Source organism: Marinovum sp. 2_MG-2023 (genome assembly GCF_030548265.1).
GTDB lineage: Bacteria > Pseudomonadota > Alphaproteobacteria > Rhodobacterales > Rhodobacteraceae > Marinovum.
Genome location: NZ_JAUOSD010000009.1, coordinates 66,255 through 84,564, shown reverse-complemented (window position 1 = coordinate 84,564; position 18,310 = coordinate 66,255). Strand labels below are relative to the sequence as shown.

The 18,310-nt window shown below is 59.0% G+C and carries 15 protein-coding genes; 11 read left to right on the top strand and 4 right to left on the bottom strand.

What is annotated here, in order from left to right:
- Positions 1–10: 10 nt before the first annotated feature.
- From Q4577_RS12110 to Q4577_RS12080, 7 genes are all read left to right on the top strand, one after another.
- A complete protein-coding gene (locus Q4577_RS12110; RefSeq protein WP_303469465.1) occupies positions 11–742 on the top strand; it encodes a response regulator transcription factor in 732 nt (243 codons plus the stop codon).
- A 147-nt stretch (positions 743–889) separates the two neighbouring features.
- The gene (locus Q4577_RS12105) at positions 890–1,099 is read left to right on the top strand and encodes a 4-oxalocrotonate tautomerase family protein (protein ID WP_303469466.1); all 210 of its coding nucleotides are present in this window, start codon (positions 890–892) and stop codon (positions 1,097–1,099) included.
- Positions 1,096–1,986 carry an SMP-30/gluconolactonase/LRE family protein gene (locus Q4577_RS12100; protein WP_244688863.1) on the top strand — a complete coding sequence of 297 codons (891 nt, stop codon included), beginning with the start codon at positions 1,096–1,098 and terminating at the stop codon, positions 1,984–1,986. Before Q4577_RS12105 ends, Q4577_RS12100 begins: the two co-directional genes overlap by 4 nt.
- 99 nt (positions 1,987–2,085) lie before the next feature.
- Entirely contained in the window at positions 2,086–2,541 is a 456-nt protein-coding gene (locus Q4577_RS12095; RefSeq protein WP_303469468.1) for an OsmC family protein, read from the top strand.
- Positions 2,542–2,781: 240 nt separating this feature from the next.
- Complete coding sequence (gene dctP, locus Q4577_RS12090) at positions 2,782–3,798, top strand: TRAP transporter substrate-binding protein DctP (protein WP_244688865.1); 1,017 nt, start codon at positions 2,782–2,784, stop codon at positions 3,796–3,798.
- Between the two features lie 187 nt (positions 3,799–3,985).
- Positions 3,986–4,549, top strand: a complete 564-nt coding sequence (locus tag Q4577_RS12085; RefSeq protein ID WP_303469470.1) for a TRAP transporter small permease — start codon at positions 3,986–3,988, stop codon at positions 4,547–4,549.
- Positions 4,546–5,853, top strand: a complete 1,308-nt coding sequence (locus Q4577_RS12080) for a TRAP transporter large permease (protein ID WP_303469472.1) — start codon at positions 4,546–4,548, stop codon at positions 5,851–5,853. Before Q4577_RS12085 ends, Q4577_RS12080 begins: the two co-directional genes overlap by 4 nt.
- 106 nt (positions 5,854–5,959) lie before the next feature.
- On the opposite strand, the gene Q4577_RS12075 is transcribed toward Q4577_RS12080, so the two are convergent.
- Complete coding sequence (locus Q4577_RS12075) at positions 5,960–6,937, bottom strand: LacI family DNA-binding transcriptional regulator (protein WP_303469473.1); 978 nt, start codon at positions 6,935–6,937, stop codon at positions 5,960–5,962.
- A gap of 114 nt (positions 6,938–7,051) precedes the next feature.
- Between Q4577_RS12075 and Q4577_RS12070 the strand changes: the two genes are divergently transcribed.
- From Q4577_RS12070 to Q4577_RS12055, 4 genes are read left to right on the top strand one after another with little or no spacing between them, the layout of a single operon-like run.
- Positions 7,052–8,059 (top strand): phosphotransferase family protein, encoded by a 1,008-nt coding sequence (locus Q4577_RS12070; RefSeq protein ID WP_303469474.1) that lies wholly within the window; start codon positions 7,052–7,054, stop codon positions 8,057–8,059.
- A 2-nt stretch (positions 8,060–8,061) separates the two neighbouring features.
- Positions 8,062–9,378: a phosphopyruvate hydratase gene (gene eno, locus Q4577_RS12065; protein WP_303469476.1), complete on the top strand. Its 1,317-nt coding sequence runs from the start codon at positions 8,062–8,064 to the stop codon at positions 9,376–9,378.
- Entirely contained in the window at positions 9,375–10,223 is an 849-nt protein-coding gene (locus tag Q4577_RS12060; protein ID WP_303469478.1) for a fumarylacetoacetate hydrolase family protein, read from the top strand. Before eno ends, Q4577_RS12060 begins: the two co-directional genes overlap by 4 nt.
- 31 nt (positions 10,224–10,254) lie before the next feature.
- The gene (locus Q4577_RS12055; protein ID WP_303469479.1) at positions 10,255–11,007 is read left to right on the top strand and encodes an SDR family NAD(P)-dependent oxidoreductase; all 753 of its coding nucleotides are present in this window, start codon (positions 10,255–10,257) and stop codon (positions 11,005–11,007) included.
- A gap of 92 nt (positions 11,008–11,099) precedes the next feature.
- Here Q4577_RS12055 and Q4577_RS12050 read toward each other — a convergent pair whose 3' ends face one another.
- From Q4577_RS12050 to Q4577_RS12040, 3 genes are read right to left on the bottom strand one after another with little or no spacing between them, the layout of a single operon-like run.
- Positions 11,100–11,975 (bottom strand): transglutaminase family protein, encoded by an 876-nt coding sequence (locus tag Q4577_RS12050; protein ID WP_303469480.1) that lies wholly within the window; start codon positions 11,973–11,975, stop codon positions 11,100–11,102.
- Positions 11,976–11,981: 6 nt separating this feature from the next.
- Positions 11,982–14,369: a circularly permuted type 2 ATP-grasp protein gene (locus Q4577_RS12045; protein ID WP_303469481.1), complete on the bottom strand. Its 2,388-nt coding sequence runs from the start codon at positions 14,367–14,369 to the stop codon at positions 11,982–11,984.
- 47 nt (positions 14,370–14,416) lie between these two features.
- Positions 14,417–17,839: a DUF2126 domain-containing protein gene (locus tag Q4577_RS12040; protein ID WP_303469482.1), complete on the bottom strand. Its 3,423-nt coding sequence runs from the start codon at positions 17,837–17,839 to the stop codon at positions 14,417–14,419.
- Positions 17,840–18,310: the final 471 nt, after the last annotated feature.

Below are 18,310 nucleotides of genomic sequence, written 5' to 3'. Positions count from 1 at the left end.
GGGGCATTGCATGCGGCTGTTGATTGCTGAGGACGACAAATTGCATCGGACTTTCCTGGAAAGTCTGGCACGCAATACCTTTGCCGAATTGGAAGAGCTGACCCTGACCAGTGACGGATCCGGCGCGATCGAGGCGTTCAAGTCTTCGCAATACGATTGTGTTCTTCTGGATCTGCAAATGCCCAAGGTCACGGGCGTTGATGTTGCAAAATCAATCTGGGCCAAAGCGCCGGCAACGAAGATCCTGTTTTGGTCGAACTACACCGAAGAAGCCTATATTCGCGGTATAACCAAAATCGTGCCAGAGGCCGCCGTCTATGGCTATATCCTCAAATCCGCGCCGGATGAGCAGCTGAAGCTTGCCTTGCAGGGCGTCTTTGTCGCGGAACAATGTGTCATCGACCGCGAAGTGCGGGGCGTCCAGCAAAGGGCAGGCAATCGGTTGTCGGGTTTGAGCGAGCTTGAGTTCGAGGCGCTTGTGGATCTGTGCCTTGGCCTGACGGACAAGGCGATGGCAGCCCGGCGCAACGTGTCCTTGCGCGGTGCACAAAGCAGATTGCAGAGCCTTTATCAGAAGCTCGGGCTGGACAAGGTCGACATCCCCTCCGGTGCCTGGGGGGCGAGCTTCAATTCACGCACGCGCGCGATTTCCCTAGCGTTGACACAGGGCATTTTGAACGCCGATACATTGCGCCGCGAAGAGGAAAAGCTTCAGGCGTGGCTGGCGCAATCATCGACCTGAGCCACCGGTCGCCGAAGTTCTGCGGGTTCCCGCATTTATGATGCGCGACCCTACGCATACCGTGGGTTTCATATCTTCTACTCCTTCTCTCAGAACAACTGGCTGTTCTGGATTTGATCCAGCGCAGTAGCAAAAGGGAGAAGCTCGATGCCGTTTGTGAACATCCGCATTGTGAAACAAGTTATAGAAAAAGACCCCGATGGCATTAAGGCCAAGGTGCAGGCTGACGTCACTGCATCTTTGGCAGAAGCCGCTGGAATCCCTGCTGAAAACGTCTGGGTGACGTTTGATGAAATTGATGAGACCGATTGGTTCGCCGGCGGCGTGCGGGTCAAAGAGCTGAGGGCGGGCTCATGACAATCGAGGTCCGTACCAAGGGGATGCATGTCATTGTCGACGCCGAAGCGGTGCTTGAAAAAGTGGCCGGCGGTTTCCTGTTCACCGAAGGCCCGATTTGGCATCCGGTGGAAAAGCACCTGACGTTTTCCGACATTCCCGGAAACGAAATGTTCCGGCTGGATTCGGATGACAAGGTGACATCGTTCCGCAAGCCAAGCCACATGGGCAACGGCAACACCTATGATGCGCAGGGCCGGTTGCTGACCTGTCAGCACGCGAACAGTGCGGTCACACGGACCGAGGCCGACGGATCAATCACGACGCTCGCCACCCATTTCGACGGCAAAGAATTGAACAGCCCGAACGACATCGTGGTGCGCAAGGATGGGCTGATCTATTTTACCGATCCGACCTATGGGCGCCTGGATTATTTTGGCGTTGAACGCGACCTCGAAATGGGCGCGCAGGGAGTGTATTGCGTGACACCTGATGGCAAGACGATCACCCGGCTTGCGGATGATTTTGCCCAACCGAACGGGCTGTGCTTTTCACTCGATCACTCTGCGCTTTATGTGAATGACACCGAGCGCAAGCACATTCGGAAATTCGACATTGCCGAAGACGGCTCTGCGACGGGCGGCGACGTCTGGGTCGACGTGACCGTAGGCGAGGGCGAAGGCCATCCTGACGGCATGAAGATCGACAGCAGGGGCAATGTCTATTGCACCGGTCCGGGTGGGGTTCATGTGATTACCCCGATGGGCGAAACGCTGGGTGTGATCCGCATGGCAGAGTTCACTGCGAACTTTGCATGGGGCGGCGAAGATCTGCGGGATCTCTATTTCACGTCCTCGACATCGCTGTACCGCATCAAGGTCAAAACGCCGGGTCTTGCGCTGTTCTGATCAGGCCTCGACACTGCATGCCTTTTGTCGCGGCAATCCGAAACGGGGTCTTCTGGCCCCGTCTTTTCAACCCACAAATGCACTAAAGGGAAAAGAAACATGGCACATGTGATGCCCGACCTGTTCAAAATCGACGTCTCTGGTCACGCGGTGACCCATGCGCGCGCGGAAATGATTGCGCGTGGCAAGGTGGTCACCACCGACGAGCCGCCAGAGCGTGGCGGGACAGATCTTTTTGCGACACCGCTTGAGACGATGTTGTCGTCTTTTCTGGGCTGCACGAATGTCATCACGAACTATGTGGCCGGCGTTCTCAAAATTGATCTGCGCGGCATGGAATTCGATGTATGCGGTCATTTTGACACCCGTGGGGTGTTCGGCAAGGCAGAGATCGGCACACCGTTTCCGGTGATTGAGCTGAAGGTCATTCTCGACACCGATGCCGATGATGCACAGATCGCGAAGCTGGCAAAAATCGTGGGCGAGAAATGCCCGGTTTCGGTTTTGCTGCGTCGGGCGGGCTGTGACATTCAGGAAAGCTGGGTCCGCAAGTAAGGGCGGCTTGGCATCACAAAACGATTTTGCGGATGTGCCCTGTCTTGGTGCGGGTTTCCGCAAAGTCACGGCGCGATCCCCCGTGCCGAAGTATTTAAAGGATCGTTAAGCAACGATTAAGCGACACCGTCAATCCGGCATTTTCTGCGGTCACAAGACCGCCCGGAAAATGGGTCGCTGCTAAGGGAGGCCGCTTTGCATCTGCAAACGCGGTAAAACACAAAAGGGAGAGGTTTAACAATGAAACTCGTCAAAACGCTATGTGCAAGCGCCTTGGTCGCGGCGGCCACGCTGGTCGCGCCGACACTATCCATGGCAGAGGAAATCAACCTCAAATACCATGCATATACCGGCAAAGGCCCGTCCAACCTGGCGACGCGCTGGTTCATGGATGAAGTCGAAAAGCGCTCGGACGGCAAGGTCAAATTCACCCGCATTTTCGGCGGCGCACTGGGCAAGCTTTCGGGCCAGCCCGAAAACATCAAGGTCGGCGCATTTGACATGGGGGAATTCTCTCCGGTCTATAACCCCGGTCTGTTTCCGCTGGCGAACGTGACATCGCTGCCGTTCATGACCGAAAACCCGATGGCCCATGTTCAGGCCGGTCACGATCTTTTCCAAACACCGGCGGTCGAAGCTGAATTCACCGCGATGAACCAGAAGTACCTGTTCCCGGGGCAGTGGGGGTCGATCCAGCTGCTGTCGCATGATCCGATCCGCACGATTGCCGATCTGAAGTCTGCCAAGATCCGTGCGCATGGTGGCGCGGCCGAGATCCTGAAAGAGTTGGACATCACTGTTTACGGTATCCCATGGGGTGAACTGCCCGCCGCCGCAGAACGCCGCGTTGTGACCGCCGCGATCATCGGTGCCCCTGCGGATGCCTATGCCTTTGGGTTTGGCGAAATCTTCAGCTACTGGGACGATGTGGATTGGTTCTACTTCCCGATGCCGGTGTCCATGAACCTCGATACCTGGAATGCCCTTCCGGACGATGTGAAGGCCGTGATCGAAGAAGTCAGAGACGAAACCGTCGCCCAGGCCCGCAACCTTCTTGAAGAAGCCGAAGTTGAAGCGGTTGCCGCGCTGAAAGAGCAGACAGAAATCGTCAAGCTGGACGAAGCCGAACAAGCCAAGATGCAGGGCGTGCGTGACGCGGCATGGCAGAGCTGGGTCGAGGCCCGCGAAGCAGATGGTCTTGCCGGTCAAGCGGTTCTGGATGATTTCCTGAAGCTTCTGAAAGAGCACGGCGGCTGAATTCAGCTGCACTGGACCAGACATATCGTCTGATCATTCAACGCGCCGCCCAAAATACCTGAACAGGCTGTGGGCGGCGCGACGATTTCGAAACACCGCTGCGCAGTGTGGGCCGGCCTTGGCCCGATGCGGATCGCGATGTGTTCCGCCTGTTCGAATGCCTGTGATTTGAGGGAGGGACGTCTCAATGACAAATTTGGCCAGCAGCACCTTGGCGGTGCAAAGAAAGCTGGAGGAAATCGCCTGTTATGCGTCGGCCATGGCCGTTGCGATAATGATGACCATCACCGTACTCGAAGTTTTTGCACGGGCCCTGTTTTCCATAAGCTTGCCCGGCGCTTATGAGTACGTCAGTTTGATGTTTGTGTATCTGATCTATCTGGGCCTGGGATATTCCCAGCGCCATGACGCCCATATCACTGTGGGTATCCTGTACGATCACTTGCCCCGTGGCCTTCGAAAGGTTGTCGAGGGTGTCTACCTTCTTGCTGCGTTTTTGTTCTTTGCCATCCTGACCTGGACAAGCGCGGAATCCGCATGGAGCAACTATGTCATGGGCGACACTGTCCTGGGCATTGTCGAAGTGAAAACCTGGTGGGCCCGTGCGGGTATTCCGGTTGGCCTGGCGCTGTTCTCGCTCCGGTTTCTGACGCAGTTGATCCATTTGATCACCAGAGACGAGCTGTTTGAGGAAAACGGACAAAATGATGTCCCGCAAAACGACCCCGCTGAAGATGAGGCAATGCCATGATTGAATCACTGCAATTACCGTTTGTGATTGGGATGGTCGCGGTCCTTATGGTCATGCGTGTTCCCGTGGGCATTTCATTGTTGATTTCAGGTGCCGCCGGATTTGCGTTCATTCGCGGGACAACAATCACCTTTGACGCCATCGGCGGGCGGTTGTTCGACATCGGGTCGGGATATGCGCTGAGCGCGGTGCCGCTGTTCCTTCTTATGGGGCATGTCGCGGCCAAGGCTGGCATCACGCAGGACATCTATCGGGCGACGCGCGCCTGGTTGGGGCATCTCAAGGGCAGTGTGGTGATTTCCACGACGGTTGCGGCCGTTGCCTTTGCCGCGTGTTCCGGGTCGACAACGTCGTCGACTGCGGTGTTCGGGCGTGTCGCGATCCCGGAAATGCTGCGTCTCAAGGTGAACCGCAAACTGGCCGCTGGCTGTGTGGCCACGGTGGGCACGCTTGCCGGTATGATCCCGCCAAGCATCAACTTGATCGTATACGGGATTATCGCGCGGGAATCTGTGCCCAAGCTGTTGATCGCCGGCATTGTTCCGGGGCTGCTGACGGCGTTTGCATACCTTGTGATGATCTATATCCGTGTGAGCCGTAACCCCGACATGGCGCCGGCCCTGCCCAAAGCCGGGATCGAAGAGCGTCTGCAATCTTTGAAAGGCGTCTGGAGCTTTCTGGTACTTGGCAGCGTCGTGATCGGTGGCATCTATGCTGGCATCATCACCCCGACAGAAGCCGGTGCAATTGGGGCCATCGGATCCTTTCTGATCGCATTGCTGCGCAAACGGATGTCCTTTGCGGTTTTGAAAGAGGTCTTTCTTGACACCGCGCAGACCACATCGGTGATCTTCATCATTCTCGTCGGGGCCTTGATCTTCTCGTCCTACCTGGCGGTAAGCGGCGCATCGGGGGCGGTGTCCGAATATATCGTCGGTCTTGATATGTCGATGATGGGCATTGTCTGTATCTATGTCCTGCTCTTGTTGGTGTTGGGCTGTATGGTTGATCCGGTGTCGGTGATGTTCCTGACCGTGCCGATTTTTGTGCCGCCGCTGATCGAACTGGGCGCGCATCCGATCTGGTTGGCGATTGTGGTGGTCAAAACGCTGGAGATCGGATTGATCACGCCCCCGGTCGGATTGAATGCCTTTGTGCTCAAAGGGGTCGCACCGTCCTTCTCGTTAAAAGAGATTTTCGGCGGTATCTGGTGGTTTCTGCAGGTTGAGGTGATCACCCTGCTGATGATCCTCTTCATTCCGGTCATCGCGACCTTCTTGCCCGAATTGGCCTATGCCAAATGACGGCGTGACCTTCGCCCTTTAAGCGCACCAGATGCGGCCAATGATTTGGGTGGTTTCCCGATCGTTGGCCGCATTTGTTTTGGGGGGCAGGGTGGCGGTGCTCGCCCTAGCGCAGGACCAGCTCTGCCGGAAAAGAGGTTTTCAGAACCTGTTCTGCGGGCGAGGTGGCGGAAATCAAGGCAATGGCGCTTTCGACCAGAGGTTCCACCGGCACCCTGATTGTCGTCATGCCGCCATTTATCCATTGGTAAAATGACGGATCGCCATAGCCCACAAAGGCCGGCTGACTGTCGTTTGCGCCCAGGCTGTCCATGAAGGCACTGAGCGCGCCGTTCGAGATTTCGAAACCGCCACAGACCAGGGCCGTGGCCTGGCGCGACGTCAGGATTTCGACGGCATTGCTGCGGCCCATTTCGAAAGAGGGCGTTCCTGTTCGGATCAATTCAGCAGGGGTTTCCAGCCCAAGATCATGCGCACCGGCCAGAAACGCCGCAAGGCGGCCTCGGCCGCTCGACAGGGTTTCATCCGCCCCGATATAGGCAATGCGGCTGTGCCCGGCCTGTGCCAAATGCGCCACCGCCGCGATGATGGCGGGGGAATCTTCGACAAGGATTGACGGGTTCGGGTTCGGGCTTTCGCGTCGGCGGATCAGCTCGATCAGCCGCATGGAATCCGGCGGCGACACCTTGGCGGGTGTATCCCCGGGTGCGGGAACCATCACCACACAAGCGGCCTGAATTTCGCGCAGCCGGTCAAGCGCCTGTTGTTCCGTTTCGATATTGTCATTGGTCAGATGAATGACAAGCTGCAAGGCATGGGCATCACAAGCAAGGGCCATCGCATTGGCAAAACGCGCGTAAAATTCGTTGACGATATTGGGCAGAACCAAGCCGACAATCTTGGCCCCATCCCCCCGCATTGCCATCGCAGCGGCGTTTTTCACATAGCCAAGCTCACGTGCGCGATTTTGAACGGCGTCTCGCGTTTCTTTCAGGACATTCGGGTTGTTCGACAGCGCGCGCGAGACTGTCATGTGAGAAATGCCAAGGTCTTTGGCAATCGATTTGATGGTGACGCGGGTCAAAGCGGATACCTTTCAAGACTTCGGTTTACTAGCATTTAGTTTGCGATGTGTCTTGACAGAAAAAGGTGCTTTATCTTAAATGTTCACGTGAACATATACATGGACCCACGCCAAATGACCCAGACACTGGAACAGAGATGCAAAGACCTGATCGTGGATCTGGGGCTTGGCCGTATCGCGGAAATTACGTCGATTGTACCGCTGACGGGGGGGGTCGCCTCTGACATCGCGCGTGTTGCGGTGGGCGAGGCGCAGTATTGCGTCAAGTTTGCCTTGCCCAAGCTCAAGGTCGCTGCGGATTGGCGCGCGCCGGTGCATCGCAACGCCGCAGAATACGCGTGGTTACAGGTCGCCGCAGACATCCTGCCACAAAACGCCGTGCAGCTTTTTGGCAGGTCGGATACGGCACATGGCTTTGCGATGGAGTTTGTCACCGGCGCGGGTGTCTATCTGTGGAAGGTCCGGATGCTTGCGGGGGCCGCCCCAAAGGGCGAGGCCGCAATCGTCGGTGACATGATCGGACGCATTCATGCGGCCTCGACCGCCCCGGCATTCAACAAAACCCCGTTTCAAAATCACGACGATTTCCGCGCCCTCAGGATCGAGCCCTATCTGACCTTCACGGCCAGCGCCCATCCCGAAGTGGCGGGGCAGCTGAACGCATTGGCGGCTATGCTCTATGACAGTTCCGCCGTTCTGGTGCATGGCGACGTCAGCCCAAAGAACATCCTGTTTCGCGACGGCGGGGCAATTGTTCTGGACGCCGAATGCGCGACGATGGGGGACGCCAGCTTCGACACGGCATTTTGCCTCAATCATCTGGTGCTTAAGTCCGTGCATATCCCCGAAACACGTCGCGCGCTGCTGGCGGAAATCGGCGCTTTCTGGTCGGCCTATGCACCCCATGTAACATGGGAGCCGCAGGCGCAGCTGGAAGGTCGGGTTGCCCGGCTGCTGCCGGCATTGATGTTGGCGCGGGTCGACGGAAAATCCCCCGTAGAATATCTGGATGAGGCCGAGCGCGCGCAGGTGCGCGGCTTGGCCCTTTCCCTGATCGAACAACCGGCCTCAACCCTTTCAGCGGTGGTTGAGCGTCTGACAACAGGTTTGAAGGAAACATAAACGTGTCACATATCAAAGATGTAATCGGGCGGCGGGTCTGGGACTCACGCGGGCATCCAACGGTCGAAGTGGATGTCGTTCTGGACACTGGCACAATCGGGCGTGCCATTGCACCGGCAGGGGCGTCGCGTGGCACGCGTGAGGCGATTGATCTGCGCGATGGTGGTGCCGCGCTGCAGGGCAAGAACGTCGGGCGTGCCTTGGAAAATGTGAATGGCCCCATTGCAGCCGTGCTCAAGGGGCGGGATGTGCAGGATCAATCCGGCGCAGACGCGGCCATTCTTGCTCTTGATCCGTCACCGTTGAAAAACACCTTGGGCGGCAATGCCACGGTTGCGACATCCCTCGCGGTTCTGCATGCGGCGGCGGCGGATGCGGGCTGTGCCTTGTGGCGGCATGTGGCGGATCAGACCGGGTTCACACCGTCATTGCCATTGCCCGAAATCCAGATTTTTGGCGGCGGGGCCCATGCGGGACGCCGCGTCGATATTCAGGATTTCATGATCATGGTCCCCGGCGCCAGCAGCTTTGACGAAGTGATGGAGATCACGAACGAAGTCTATTTCGCGGCCGGCGACATCATGCGGTCCAGGGGGAAACTGGCGGGTGTCGCCGACGAGGGCGGCTGGTGGCCGATGTTTGACAGCAACGAAGAGGCGCTGGAAACGCTGATCGGTGCGATCGAAAAAGCGGGCGAGAAACCCGGTGAACGGGTTGTCATATCGCTCGACATTGCGGCTTCTGAGTTTTGCAGCGATGGCCGTTATCAGCTGGCGCTTGAAAATCGCGACATGGACAGCAGCGCCATGATCGACATGTTGGGCGGCTGGCTTGATGCCTATCCCATTGTTTCAATCGAAGACCCGCTTGCCGAAACCGACAAGGACGGCACGCGCGAGTTTACGCGCCGTTTTGGCGACAAGGTGCAAATCATCGGCGACGATTACCTTGTGACCAACGCGGCCCTTGTGGAACAGGCACAGACAGATGGCGCCTGCAACGCGGTGCTGATCAAGGTCAATCAAGCCGGCACCGTCACTGAAAGCTTTGACACCTTCCGCAAGGCACGGGCCGGGGGCTGGGGCGCGATTGTTTCGGCGCGCTCTGGCGAAACCGAAGACGTCTCGATCAGCCATCTGGCGACCGGATTGGGCGGGGGGCAGCTGAAGGTCGGCTCGTTCACCCGATCAGAGCGGATGGTGAAATGGAACGAATGCCTCCGAATTCAGGACACGCTTGGCGCACAGGCCTTTGTCGGGGGGGCGCCCTTGGCGAACACATGGTGGGGCCAACAGAATAACAAGGGACAAAAATCATGAAGCTCGCACGTTATGGTGACCGGTATGGCGCCAAAATTCCCTGTATCCTTGATGCCGATGGCGTGGCGCGCGATGCCTCGTCCATTGTGCAGGACTTTGGCCCGCGAACCCTGTCGCCCGAATTGTTGGCGACGCTTGCAGCCACCGATCCCCAAAGCCTGCCTGTCGCGGATATCGCTGGCAAACGGTTGGCGCCGCCCGTGGCGCAGCCCTTCAACATCTGGTGCGTCGGCCTGAACTATTCGGACCACGCAAAAGAGGCCGGTCTACCGGTGCCGGACGAGCCCATTTTGTTCAACAAATCCACAGTGACCTACTGTGGTGCGGGTGACGATATCCTCAAATCTGCCCAGATGACAAAACTGGACTGGGAGGTCGAGTTGGGGATCGTCATCGGCAAACCTGCGCTCAACATTTCCAAAGCAGAGGCAATGGATCACGTCGCCGGTTTTGTCGTGGTGAACGACCTGTCGGAACGGGCGTGGCAGATGGAACGGTCGGGTCAATGGGTCAAAGGCAAAAGCTTTCCCAATTTCTGTCCGACCGGGCCGTTTCTGGCAACCAGAGACGAAATCGAGGACGTGCAAAACCTGGGCATGTGGCTTGATGTGAATGGCACGCGCATGCAAACCGGCAATACCGCAACGATGATTTTCGATGTGGCAACCATCGTCAGCTACATGTCCGAATTCACACGCCTGGAGGCCGGCGATCTGATTTGCACCGGCACACCGCCGGGTGTGGGCGCAGGCATGACACCGCCCGTCTGGTTGAACGTCGGCGATGAAGTATCCCTTGGGATCGACGGATTAGGTTCACAAAAACAGAAGGTTGTCGCCTTTTAACGGCAGGCGCGGATCGAAGAAGGGAACACATATGAATACTCTGGATCTTCAGGGCCGTCGGGCCGTGATCACAGGTGGTGCCCGCGGTATGGGGTTCGCCTTTGCCAAACGGTTTTTGGAAAGCGGGGCCTCTGTCGCCCTGTGGGACGTTAATGAGGTGGCGCTGCAGCGGGCCAAAACGGCGCTTGATCCATTAGGCAAGGTGATCACCGACAGGGTCGATGTGTCGGATTATGCCAATGTCGAAACCGCCGCTACACAGGCCGCCGAGGCGCTGGGCGGTATCGACATATTGGTCAACGCGGCGGGGATCGCGGGGGTGAACACGGCGCTGGTCGATTATCCGATCGACACCTGGAACGCGGTGATGAACGTGAACCTGAACGGGATCTTCCACACCTGTCGGGCCATCGTGCCCCATATGCAAACGGGCGATTACGGGCGGATTGTGAACATCTCGTCCATGGCGGGCAAAGAGGGAAATCCCAATGCGTCGGCCTATTCCGTGTCCAAGGCTGGAGTGATCGGCTTGACCAAAAGCCTTGGCAAAGAGCTGGCGACAAGCAACATCCGCGTCAATGCGATTTGCCCAGCCGTGATCAAAACGGAAATGCTGGACGACGTCACAGAGGAACAAATCGGCTATATGCTGGCCAAGATCCCGATGGGGCGCATGGGCACGGTGGAAGAGATTTCCGCGATGGTCGGCTGGATGTGTTCGCAGGAATGCTCTTATTCGACGGGGGCGGTTTTCGACCTCTCCGGTGGGCGCGCGACCTATTGAGCAGGCCGCGCGATGCGGGCGGCTGTAAGGGGGGGAACCGCTTGGCGAGGTTGCCGGAGGGCGGGTTGGCGCACACCGCCTTTCGGCATGGCCTAGCTCACCGGCACCACATCCACCGTATGCAGCGTGTCCTGATCGCCAGAGGATCGCAGGCTGCCCTTGACCGGGGCGACATCGCTGTAGTCACGGCCAAAAGCCACGGTGATATGATCGGCAGAGACCAGAACATTGTTGGTGGGATCAATTTCGATCCAGCCGTTTTCCATCCCGCACCATGCCCGGACCCAAGCGTGCATCGCATCCGCCCCTTCCAGTCGCGGTTGCCCCTCTGGCGGTTCGGTCCGCAAGAAACCAGAGACATAGGCCGCAGGTATCCCAAGTGCGCGCAGCGCCGAGATCATCACGTGGCTGTAATCCTGACAGACCCCGCGCCGGGCCTGAAACGCCTCAAGCGGGGTGGTGGCCACATGGGTGGCGTCGGGGTCGAAATCGAATGTATCGTGAATGGCGCGGCTGATGGCGCGAACCGCATCAAGGGTCGACATCTGTGGGGTCGCCGTCGCGCGGGCAAAAGTCGCAATATCGGGGTCGGCGGCAATTCGCGGAGAAACACCAAGGAAATGATGCGGCGACGCCGGGGATATGCTGCGCAATCCGCCAAGCTCGCCGCCAATGTCCGCGACAGAGCAGCTGAGGTCCAGAGAGGTGTCGACCGTATCGCGCTGGATCCGGCCCTGAAAGACAAATTCGATCTCATCCAGCCGCATGTCGTGGGCAACCTCGACTGTGGGATTGCCAAAGAAATCCTGACCCGGCAGCCGATAGTTCGGGTTTGGCGTGATGTCGATCCGACTGTTCAGCGTTTGTTGCCCCGCCATTTCGCGTGGGGCCATGCGCAAAACGGTGCGGCTGGCGGCGGCAGGTTGGTAGTAGCGATAGGCGATCCGTAGTCTGACATCATAGAGCATGGCGGATCAACTCAGGTATGTTGTTGTAAGGGCGTCGGAAATTTCGATCAGCTCGCCGCGCATCGCAATCAGGCTTTCGGTGGTGATGTCGCCGGGCTGGGCCACGCGCAATTGGGTATGAATGCGCAGCACAAGGCGGCTGGCATCACCCATGCGCGACAAATGCAACCCTTCGGCCATATGGGCCTCGGCGCGGCGAATTTCATTGATCTGATAGGCGATGGATCGCGGGTTGTCGTCGTCCAGCGCCAAAAGGTCGATCACCGTATCGCGGCTGGTCTCCACCGAATAGCGCCGCCGGTGGCTCATCACGCTTTCGCCGATTTCGACGGCAACATCCAGACCACCATCGGGAATGCCGGGATCGGCAAACCGCGCCAGCAATGCGGCGGTCTGATTGGCGCGTTCCAACGCGCGCCCGATCCACAGGAACCGCCAACCGTTGAAGCGGAACATGTTTTCATGCACCAGCCCGGAAAACCCCGCCAGTTTGCGCAGCAGCACGCCCATGGCGCGGGCGGCATCATCGCCGTGGTTCAGCCGGGGGGCGAATTCCCGCGCGGTCGAGGCCAGATCCGACAGCGCGTTCCAACCATCGGTGGAAAATCTGTCCCGCACCTTGGAGGCGCAACCAAGGCTCGAGTCAAACAATCCCAAAAGACCGTCCGGCAGGGGCTCATGCGGGGACATGCCCCAGCCTTCGAGATAAAGCGCCATCGCTTCGGTCAGGGGCAGGGTGTCCGGCCCATAGGTTTCCAGCCGCCCATGATAGGCCCGCAGCATCCGCACCGCCGCTTCGGCGCGTTCCACATAGCGGCCCAACCAATAAAGATTGTCCGCCGCGCGCGAGGGCAGAAGCCCCGGCATCCGGCGCAGGAACGGACCTTTGGGGGTTTCCGCCAGCGTGTCCTTGGCCACCGGTTTGTCCGACACGATCCAGACATCCGCCACCGACCCGCCGGCCTGCATCGCCAGGGCGGTTGGATCGGCGGTGCGGCCAATCCGGGCATAGCCCCCGGGCATCACCACCCAGCCGCGCGGTGTGCGCGCTGCAAAGACCCGCACCACCATCGGACGCGGCACCAAGGCACCGTCGATCATGGCCGGCGTGGTCGACAGGCGCACGGCCTCTTGACCGACCAGAGCTTTGCCTTCCTGAGTGACCCAATCCTGTACCGTTCCGGGGGTGGATCTGCGCACCTCGTCGCCGAGCGTATAGCTGGCATTGGAATCAAACGGCAGATGGGTGGAATTGGCCGGGCCGATCAACATGCGGTCAAGATTTCCCAGCACATAATTGCGCTCTTTGGCCTGCCCGCACCACCACGAGGCGATATTGGGCATCTTCAACGGCGCGCCCAGCAGCCGCTGACAGATCCGGGGCAAAAACGCCAGCATGGCACGGGATTCCAGCACACCCGAGCCGAGGCAGTTCACCATGGTCACCGCGCCGCCGCGCAGCGCCGAAACCATGCCCGGCGTGCCAAGTGCCGAGCCTTCGTCAAGTTCCAGCGGATCGGCAAATCGCGAATCCAGCCGTCGCCACAACACGCTGATCGGTTGCGGGCCATGAATGGTGCTGACCGTCAGGCGGCCGTTTTCAACCTTCAATTCCTCGCTTTCGAGCAGCAGAAAGCCAAGATAGCGGGCGATGTAGGCATGTTCGAAATAGGTGTCGGTGTTGGTGCCGGGCGTCAGGATCGCCACCAGATCCATATCGGTTTCCCGCAACCCGATCAGCGCATCGCGGAAATGGCGATAAAATCCCGCCAGCCGTTCGATATTCATGCCGGAAAACAGATCCGGGAACACATGGCTTGTTGCCATCCGGGTTTCCAGCGCAAAACCGGACCCCGACGGGGCTTGGGTCCGGTCGCCCAGAACAAACCAGCGTCCGTCGGGCGCACGGCCAATTTCAAATGCCAGAAAATGCAGAAAATTCCCCGACCGGGGCGTGACATTCACGATCGGGCGCAGCCATTCCGGGTTCTGCGCCACCAGCTCGGCGGGCAGCATTCCGTTGCGGATCAGATCGCCGGGACCGTAAAGGTCGGCCATCACCCGCTCCAGCAGGTCGGCGCGCTGGGTGATCCCTTCGACCACGGTTTGCCATTCGCTGCCGTCGATCATCACCGGGATATGGCTGAGCGGCCAATCCCGTTCGGTAGAGCCGTCCTGGGTATATTGCCGGAAATAGACCCCGGCATCATGCAGATATTGGTCGCCGCGCGTGAAGGCGCGCGACAGACCCTCTGGTGTTTGACCCGTCAGATGGCGGATCAATGGCTTCCAGACATCCCGCATGGTGCCATTGCGATGCAACAGCTCGTCCGGCACGCCTTCGGGCGGCGCGTAACCTGAAATCAGGTCAAAGGGTGCCTCGGCCTTGGGCATTTATGCGGCGTCTTTCTATTTGGGTGGGGTCGGTCCCGTAACGGACCCTATACACCCGGCGCGCGCCGCAAATCTACCGTCATTGGAAACTCTGGATGCGGGTTTTCCGCCGGTGGCCAGTAAGATCCCGGTGTGTGGCCGAATTTTTCGAACCGCGCCAGGCGCCTTGCATCCGCTTCGTTTGTGTTGACCGGGAAGTGGTCATAGTTCCGCCCGCCGGGGTGGGCCACATGATAGGTACAGCCCCCCAACGCGTGACCGGTCCAGGTGTCAAAGATGTCAAAGGTCAGTGGCGCATCGACCGGCAGGACCGGGTGCAATGCTTCGGCCGGTTGCCAGGCCTTGAACCGCACGCCACCGATCGACACGCCGGAGCTGTCGGTCGTATGCATCGGCACCCGGCGCTTGTTGCAGGCCACGATATAGCGGTCCGGTTCGGTCGCGGTCAGCTGCACCTGCATGCGTTCCACCGAACTGTCGGTATAGCGCACCGTGCCGCCGATTGCGCCGCGCTCGCCCAGAACATGCCAGGGTTCCAGCGCTTGCCGCACCTCCAGATGCACGCCATCGGCCTCGACCTCGCCGGCAAAGGGGAAACGGAATTCGCGCTGGGCCTCGTACCATTCAGAGCGGAACTCGAACCCGTGTTGCTTCAGATCGCGCAGCACGCCCAGGAAATCCTGCCAGACAAAATGCGGCAGCATGTAACGGTCGTGCAGCACCGTGCCCCAGCGGACCGGCGTGCCCTGGATCGGCGCCTTCCAGAAACGTGCCAGAAGCGCGCGGATCAGCACCTGTTGTGCCAGCGACATCTTGGAATCCGGCGGCATCTCAAATCCGCGGAACTCGACCAGACCCAGACGCCCGGTCGGGCCGTCAGGCGAAAACAGCTTGTCGATACAGATCTCGGCGCGGTGGGTGTTGCCGGTCACGTCAATCAGGATGTTACGCAACAGACGGTCAACCAACCAAGGTTGGGGCGCCGGGCCTTCGCCCGGTGCCGGGATCTGTGACAGCGCGATTTCCAGCTCGTAAAGCGTGTCGTGGCGTGCCTCGTCAATCCGTGGGGCTTGCGATGTCGGGCCAATGAACAGGCCCGAGAACAAGTAGCTGAGCGAGGGGTGGCGCTGCCAATAAAGGATCAGCGACCGCAGCAGGTCAGGACGGCGCAGGAAGGGCGAGTCATTGGGCGTCAAACCACCGACAACCACATGGTTGCCGCCGCCGGTGCCGGTGTGTTTGCCGTCGATCATGAATTTGTCTGCGCCAAGACGGCAATTGCGCGCCTCTTCATAAACGCCGTTGGTGATCGCCTTGCAGTCATCCCAATTGTGGGCCGGTTGCACGTTGACCTCGATCACGCCGGGATCGGGCGCGACCTTGATATTGTTGATCCGGGGATCGTTGGGCGGTGAATAGCCCTCGACATGGATCGGCAGGCCCAGTTCCTCGGCGGTTTTCTCTGCTGTGGCCAACAGATCAAGATAGTCTTCCAGCCGTTCCACCGGCGGCATGAACAGGCACAACTTGCCGTCGCGCGGCTCCAGCGCGATTGCGGTGCGCACGGCGCCTTCGGTCGGGTCGATCCCGGTGCGGGCCATTTGGTCCATCCGGGTCTGACGCTCGCCTTCGCCGTCATCCACGGGGGCGGTGACCGGTTGTTTGTGCTCCTTCGAGACATCCGGCGTTGCGGCGGCCTCTTCCTTGGCGATGCGCGTCAGCTCTTCGGTTAGCAGGCGACGACGTTCGTCGACCTCTTCGTGGAAGTTCGGCAGATCTTCGACATCAAGCGAGGTATCGGCCGGATAGACATATGGGTAAGACACCTCTGGCACATGGGGCAGGGCGCCCAATGGCAGGCGGAACCCCACCGGGCTGTCGCCGGGGATCAGGAACAGATGGCCGCGCCGGGTTTTCCAGCGCTCCGACCGCCAGCCGCTTTGCGATTTGGCCTGCCAGCGCTGGATCGGCAAGACAAAGCCGGCGGCCTCGTTCAGACCACGGGCAAACACCTTGGCAATGCGCGCTCTTGCCTCCGGGTCTTTCAGTTTGGGATCGTCGGGCGTGACATTGACTGGCAAATCCGCCTCTTGCAGCACCCAGACCGCCGGGTCCTCAAACGTGGGTTGGGCATAATCCGGCTCCAGCCCCAGGTTCTGTGAAAATTTGGTCAGAAACGCCTCGGTCTCTTTGATGCCTGCGGGCTTCTCGGGCTTTTCCTTGGCAATCAGGTCCGGGTTGGACCAGATCGGTTTGCCATCGCGGCGCCAGTAAAGACCAAAGGTCCAGCGCGGCAGGGTTTCGCCGGGATACCATTTGCCCTGACCGTAATGCAGGAACCCACCGGGGGCAAAGCGGTCGCGCAACCGGCGGATCAATTGATCCGCAAGCTCGCGCTTTTGCGGACCGACGGCCGCGGTGTTCCATTCCGGGCTTTCGTAATCGTCGATCGACACGAATGTCGGCTCGCCGCCCATGGTCAGGCGCATGTCCTGTTCTTCCATTTCGGCGTCGATCTTGTGGCCAAGCTTGTCCAGCGCCTTCCAGGAGTCTTCGGAAAACGGTTTGGTGATCCGGGGGTGTTCGGCGACGCGATTGACCGTCATGTCGAAATCAAATTCGACCTCGGGCTGGCCGTCGGCGGTGAACCCGCCGGTGATCGGTGCGGCGTTGCGGTAATGCGGTGTCGAACAGAGGGGAATGTGGCTCTCGCCGGTCAAGAGGCCAGAGGTCGGATCAAGCCCGATCCAGCCGGCACCGGGCAGAAACACCTCGCACCAGGCATGTAGATCGGTGAAATCCACTTCGGTGCCGGCGGGGCCGTCCAGCGACACAAGGTCGGGCTTCAACTGGATCAGATATCCAGAGGTAAAGCGCGCCGCAAATCCCAGGTTGCGCAGGATCTGCACCAGCAACCAGGATGTGTCCCGGCAAGAGCCCTTTTTCTTTTTCAGTGTCACCTCGGGCGTCTGAACGCCGGGTTCCATGCGGATGACATAACCGATGTCTTTTTCAAGCTGTGCGTTCAGCGCAACCAGAAAATCGACAGTATTCTTTGCCTTCTTTGGCAGCTTCGACAGATATTTCGCCAGACGCGGCCCGGTTTTTTCCGGTTTGCGATAAATCACCAGATCGTCGCCGAATTCGTCCGGGTATTTGAACGGGAACTTCTCTGCGGTTTCATCAACAAAGAAATCAAACGGGTTATAGACCGTCATATCGGCCACCAGATCGACCTCGATGCGGAATTCCCGCACCGGTTCGTGGAACACAAACCGGGACTGCCAGTTGCCATAGGGGTCTTGCTGGTGGTTCACAAAGTGATCTTCCGGCGTCACCTTCAGCGAGTGCGAGATGACCCGCGTTCGCGAATGCGGGGCCGGTCGAAGGCGAATGATTTGCGGCCCCAATGTGACCGGGCGGTCGTATTTGTAATGGGTCAGATGTCTGATGCTTGCCGTAATAGTCATATTGTCCGCCTACATTTGGTCCCCGACATAGTTGATGCCTGTTCGGGTAAGTCAATGTAAAGCTCTGCTTCCTTCAACGGCCCGGCAATATAAAAGCTTTGCGCGATTGCCTGCTTTTTCGGCATCGGGACTGGCGGTGGCGGTCGCGGATGGTCAATGCGTTGCCGTCCTGCAACAAACATCGAGGCCCCAGGGCAGGGGTCGACGATTTGTCTGACAAACCTGTGTCACGGCTGGCGCAGTTGAAATCGGTTGCAAATCGGTGCGGCAGACCCCCGAAAAACGGCACAAATTCCCCGAAAACATTGAAGCCCCGGAACTTATCCACATCACATGTGATGCCGATGTCTCTGGATTCCCCGCAAAAATTAGACCCGACAACGAAAAAAGTCTTTTTTGGGGCGTGGGGATCAGGTAATGTCGAAGTAATGAAACGACGTGACCCACTGTGTAAAGAGGTCACGCGAGGTA

Excerpts from the sequence above, each read along its gene's own strand:
- Q4577_RS12110 (WP_303469465.1), top strand. The coding sequence starts at position 11 with ATGCGGCTGTTGATTGCTGAGGACGACAAATTGCATCGGACTTTCCTG.
- Q4577_RS12105 (WP_303469466.1), top strand. The coding sequence starts at position 890 with ATGCCGTTTGTGAACATCCGCATTGTGAAACAAGTTATAGAAAAAGAC.
- Q4577_RS12100 (WP_244688863.1), top strand. The coding sequence starts at position 1,096 with ATGACAATCGAGGTCCGTACCAAGGGGATGCATGTCATTGTCGACGCC.
- Q4577_RS12095 (WP_303469468.1), top strand. The coding sequence starts at position 2,086 with ATGGCACATGTGATGCCCGACCTGTTCAAAATCGACGTCTCTGGTCAC.
- dctP (WP_244688865.1), top strand. The coding sequence starts at position 2,782 with ATGAAACTCGTCAAAACGCTATGTGCAAGCGCCTTGGTCGCGGCGGCC.
- Q4577_RS12085 (WP_303469470.1), top strand. The coding sequence starts at position 3,986 with ATGACAAATTTGGCCAGCAGCACCTTGGCGGTGCAAAGAAAGCTGGAG.
- Q4577_RS12080 (WP_303469472.1), top strand. The coding sequence starts at position 4,546 with ATGATTGAATCACTGCAATTACCGTTTGTGATTGGGATGGTCGCGGTC.
- Q4577_RS12070 (WP_303469474.1), top strand. The coding sequence starts at position 7,052 with ATGACCCAGACACTGGAACAGAGATGCAAAGACCTGATCGTGGATCTG.
- Q4577_RS12060 (WP_303469478.1), top strand. The coding sequence starts at position 9,375 with ATGAAGCTCGCACGTTATGGTGACCGGTATGGCGCCAAAATTCCCTGT.
- Q4577_RS12055 (WP_303469479.1), top strand. The coding sequence starts at position 10,255 with ATGAATACTCTGGATCTTCAGGGCCGTCGGGCCGTGATCACAGGTGGT.
- Q4577_RS12050 (WP_303469480.1), bottom strand. The coding sequence starts at position 11,975 with ATGCTCTATGATGTCAGACTACGGATCGCCTATCGCTACTACCAACCT.
- Q4577_RS12045 (WP_303469481.1), bottom strand. The coding sequence starts at position 14,369 with ATGCCCAAGGCCGAGGCACCCTTTGACCTGATTTCAGGTTACGCGCCG.
- Q4577_RS12040 (WP_303469482.1), bottom strand. The coding sequence starts at position 17,839 with ATGACTATTACGGCAAGCATCAGACATCTGACCCATTACAAATACGAC.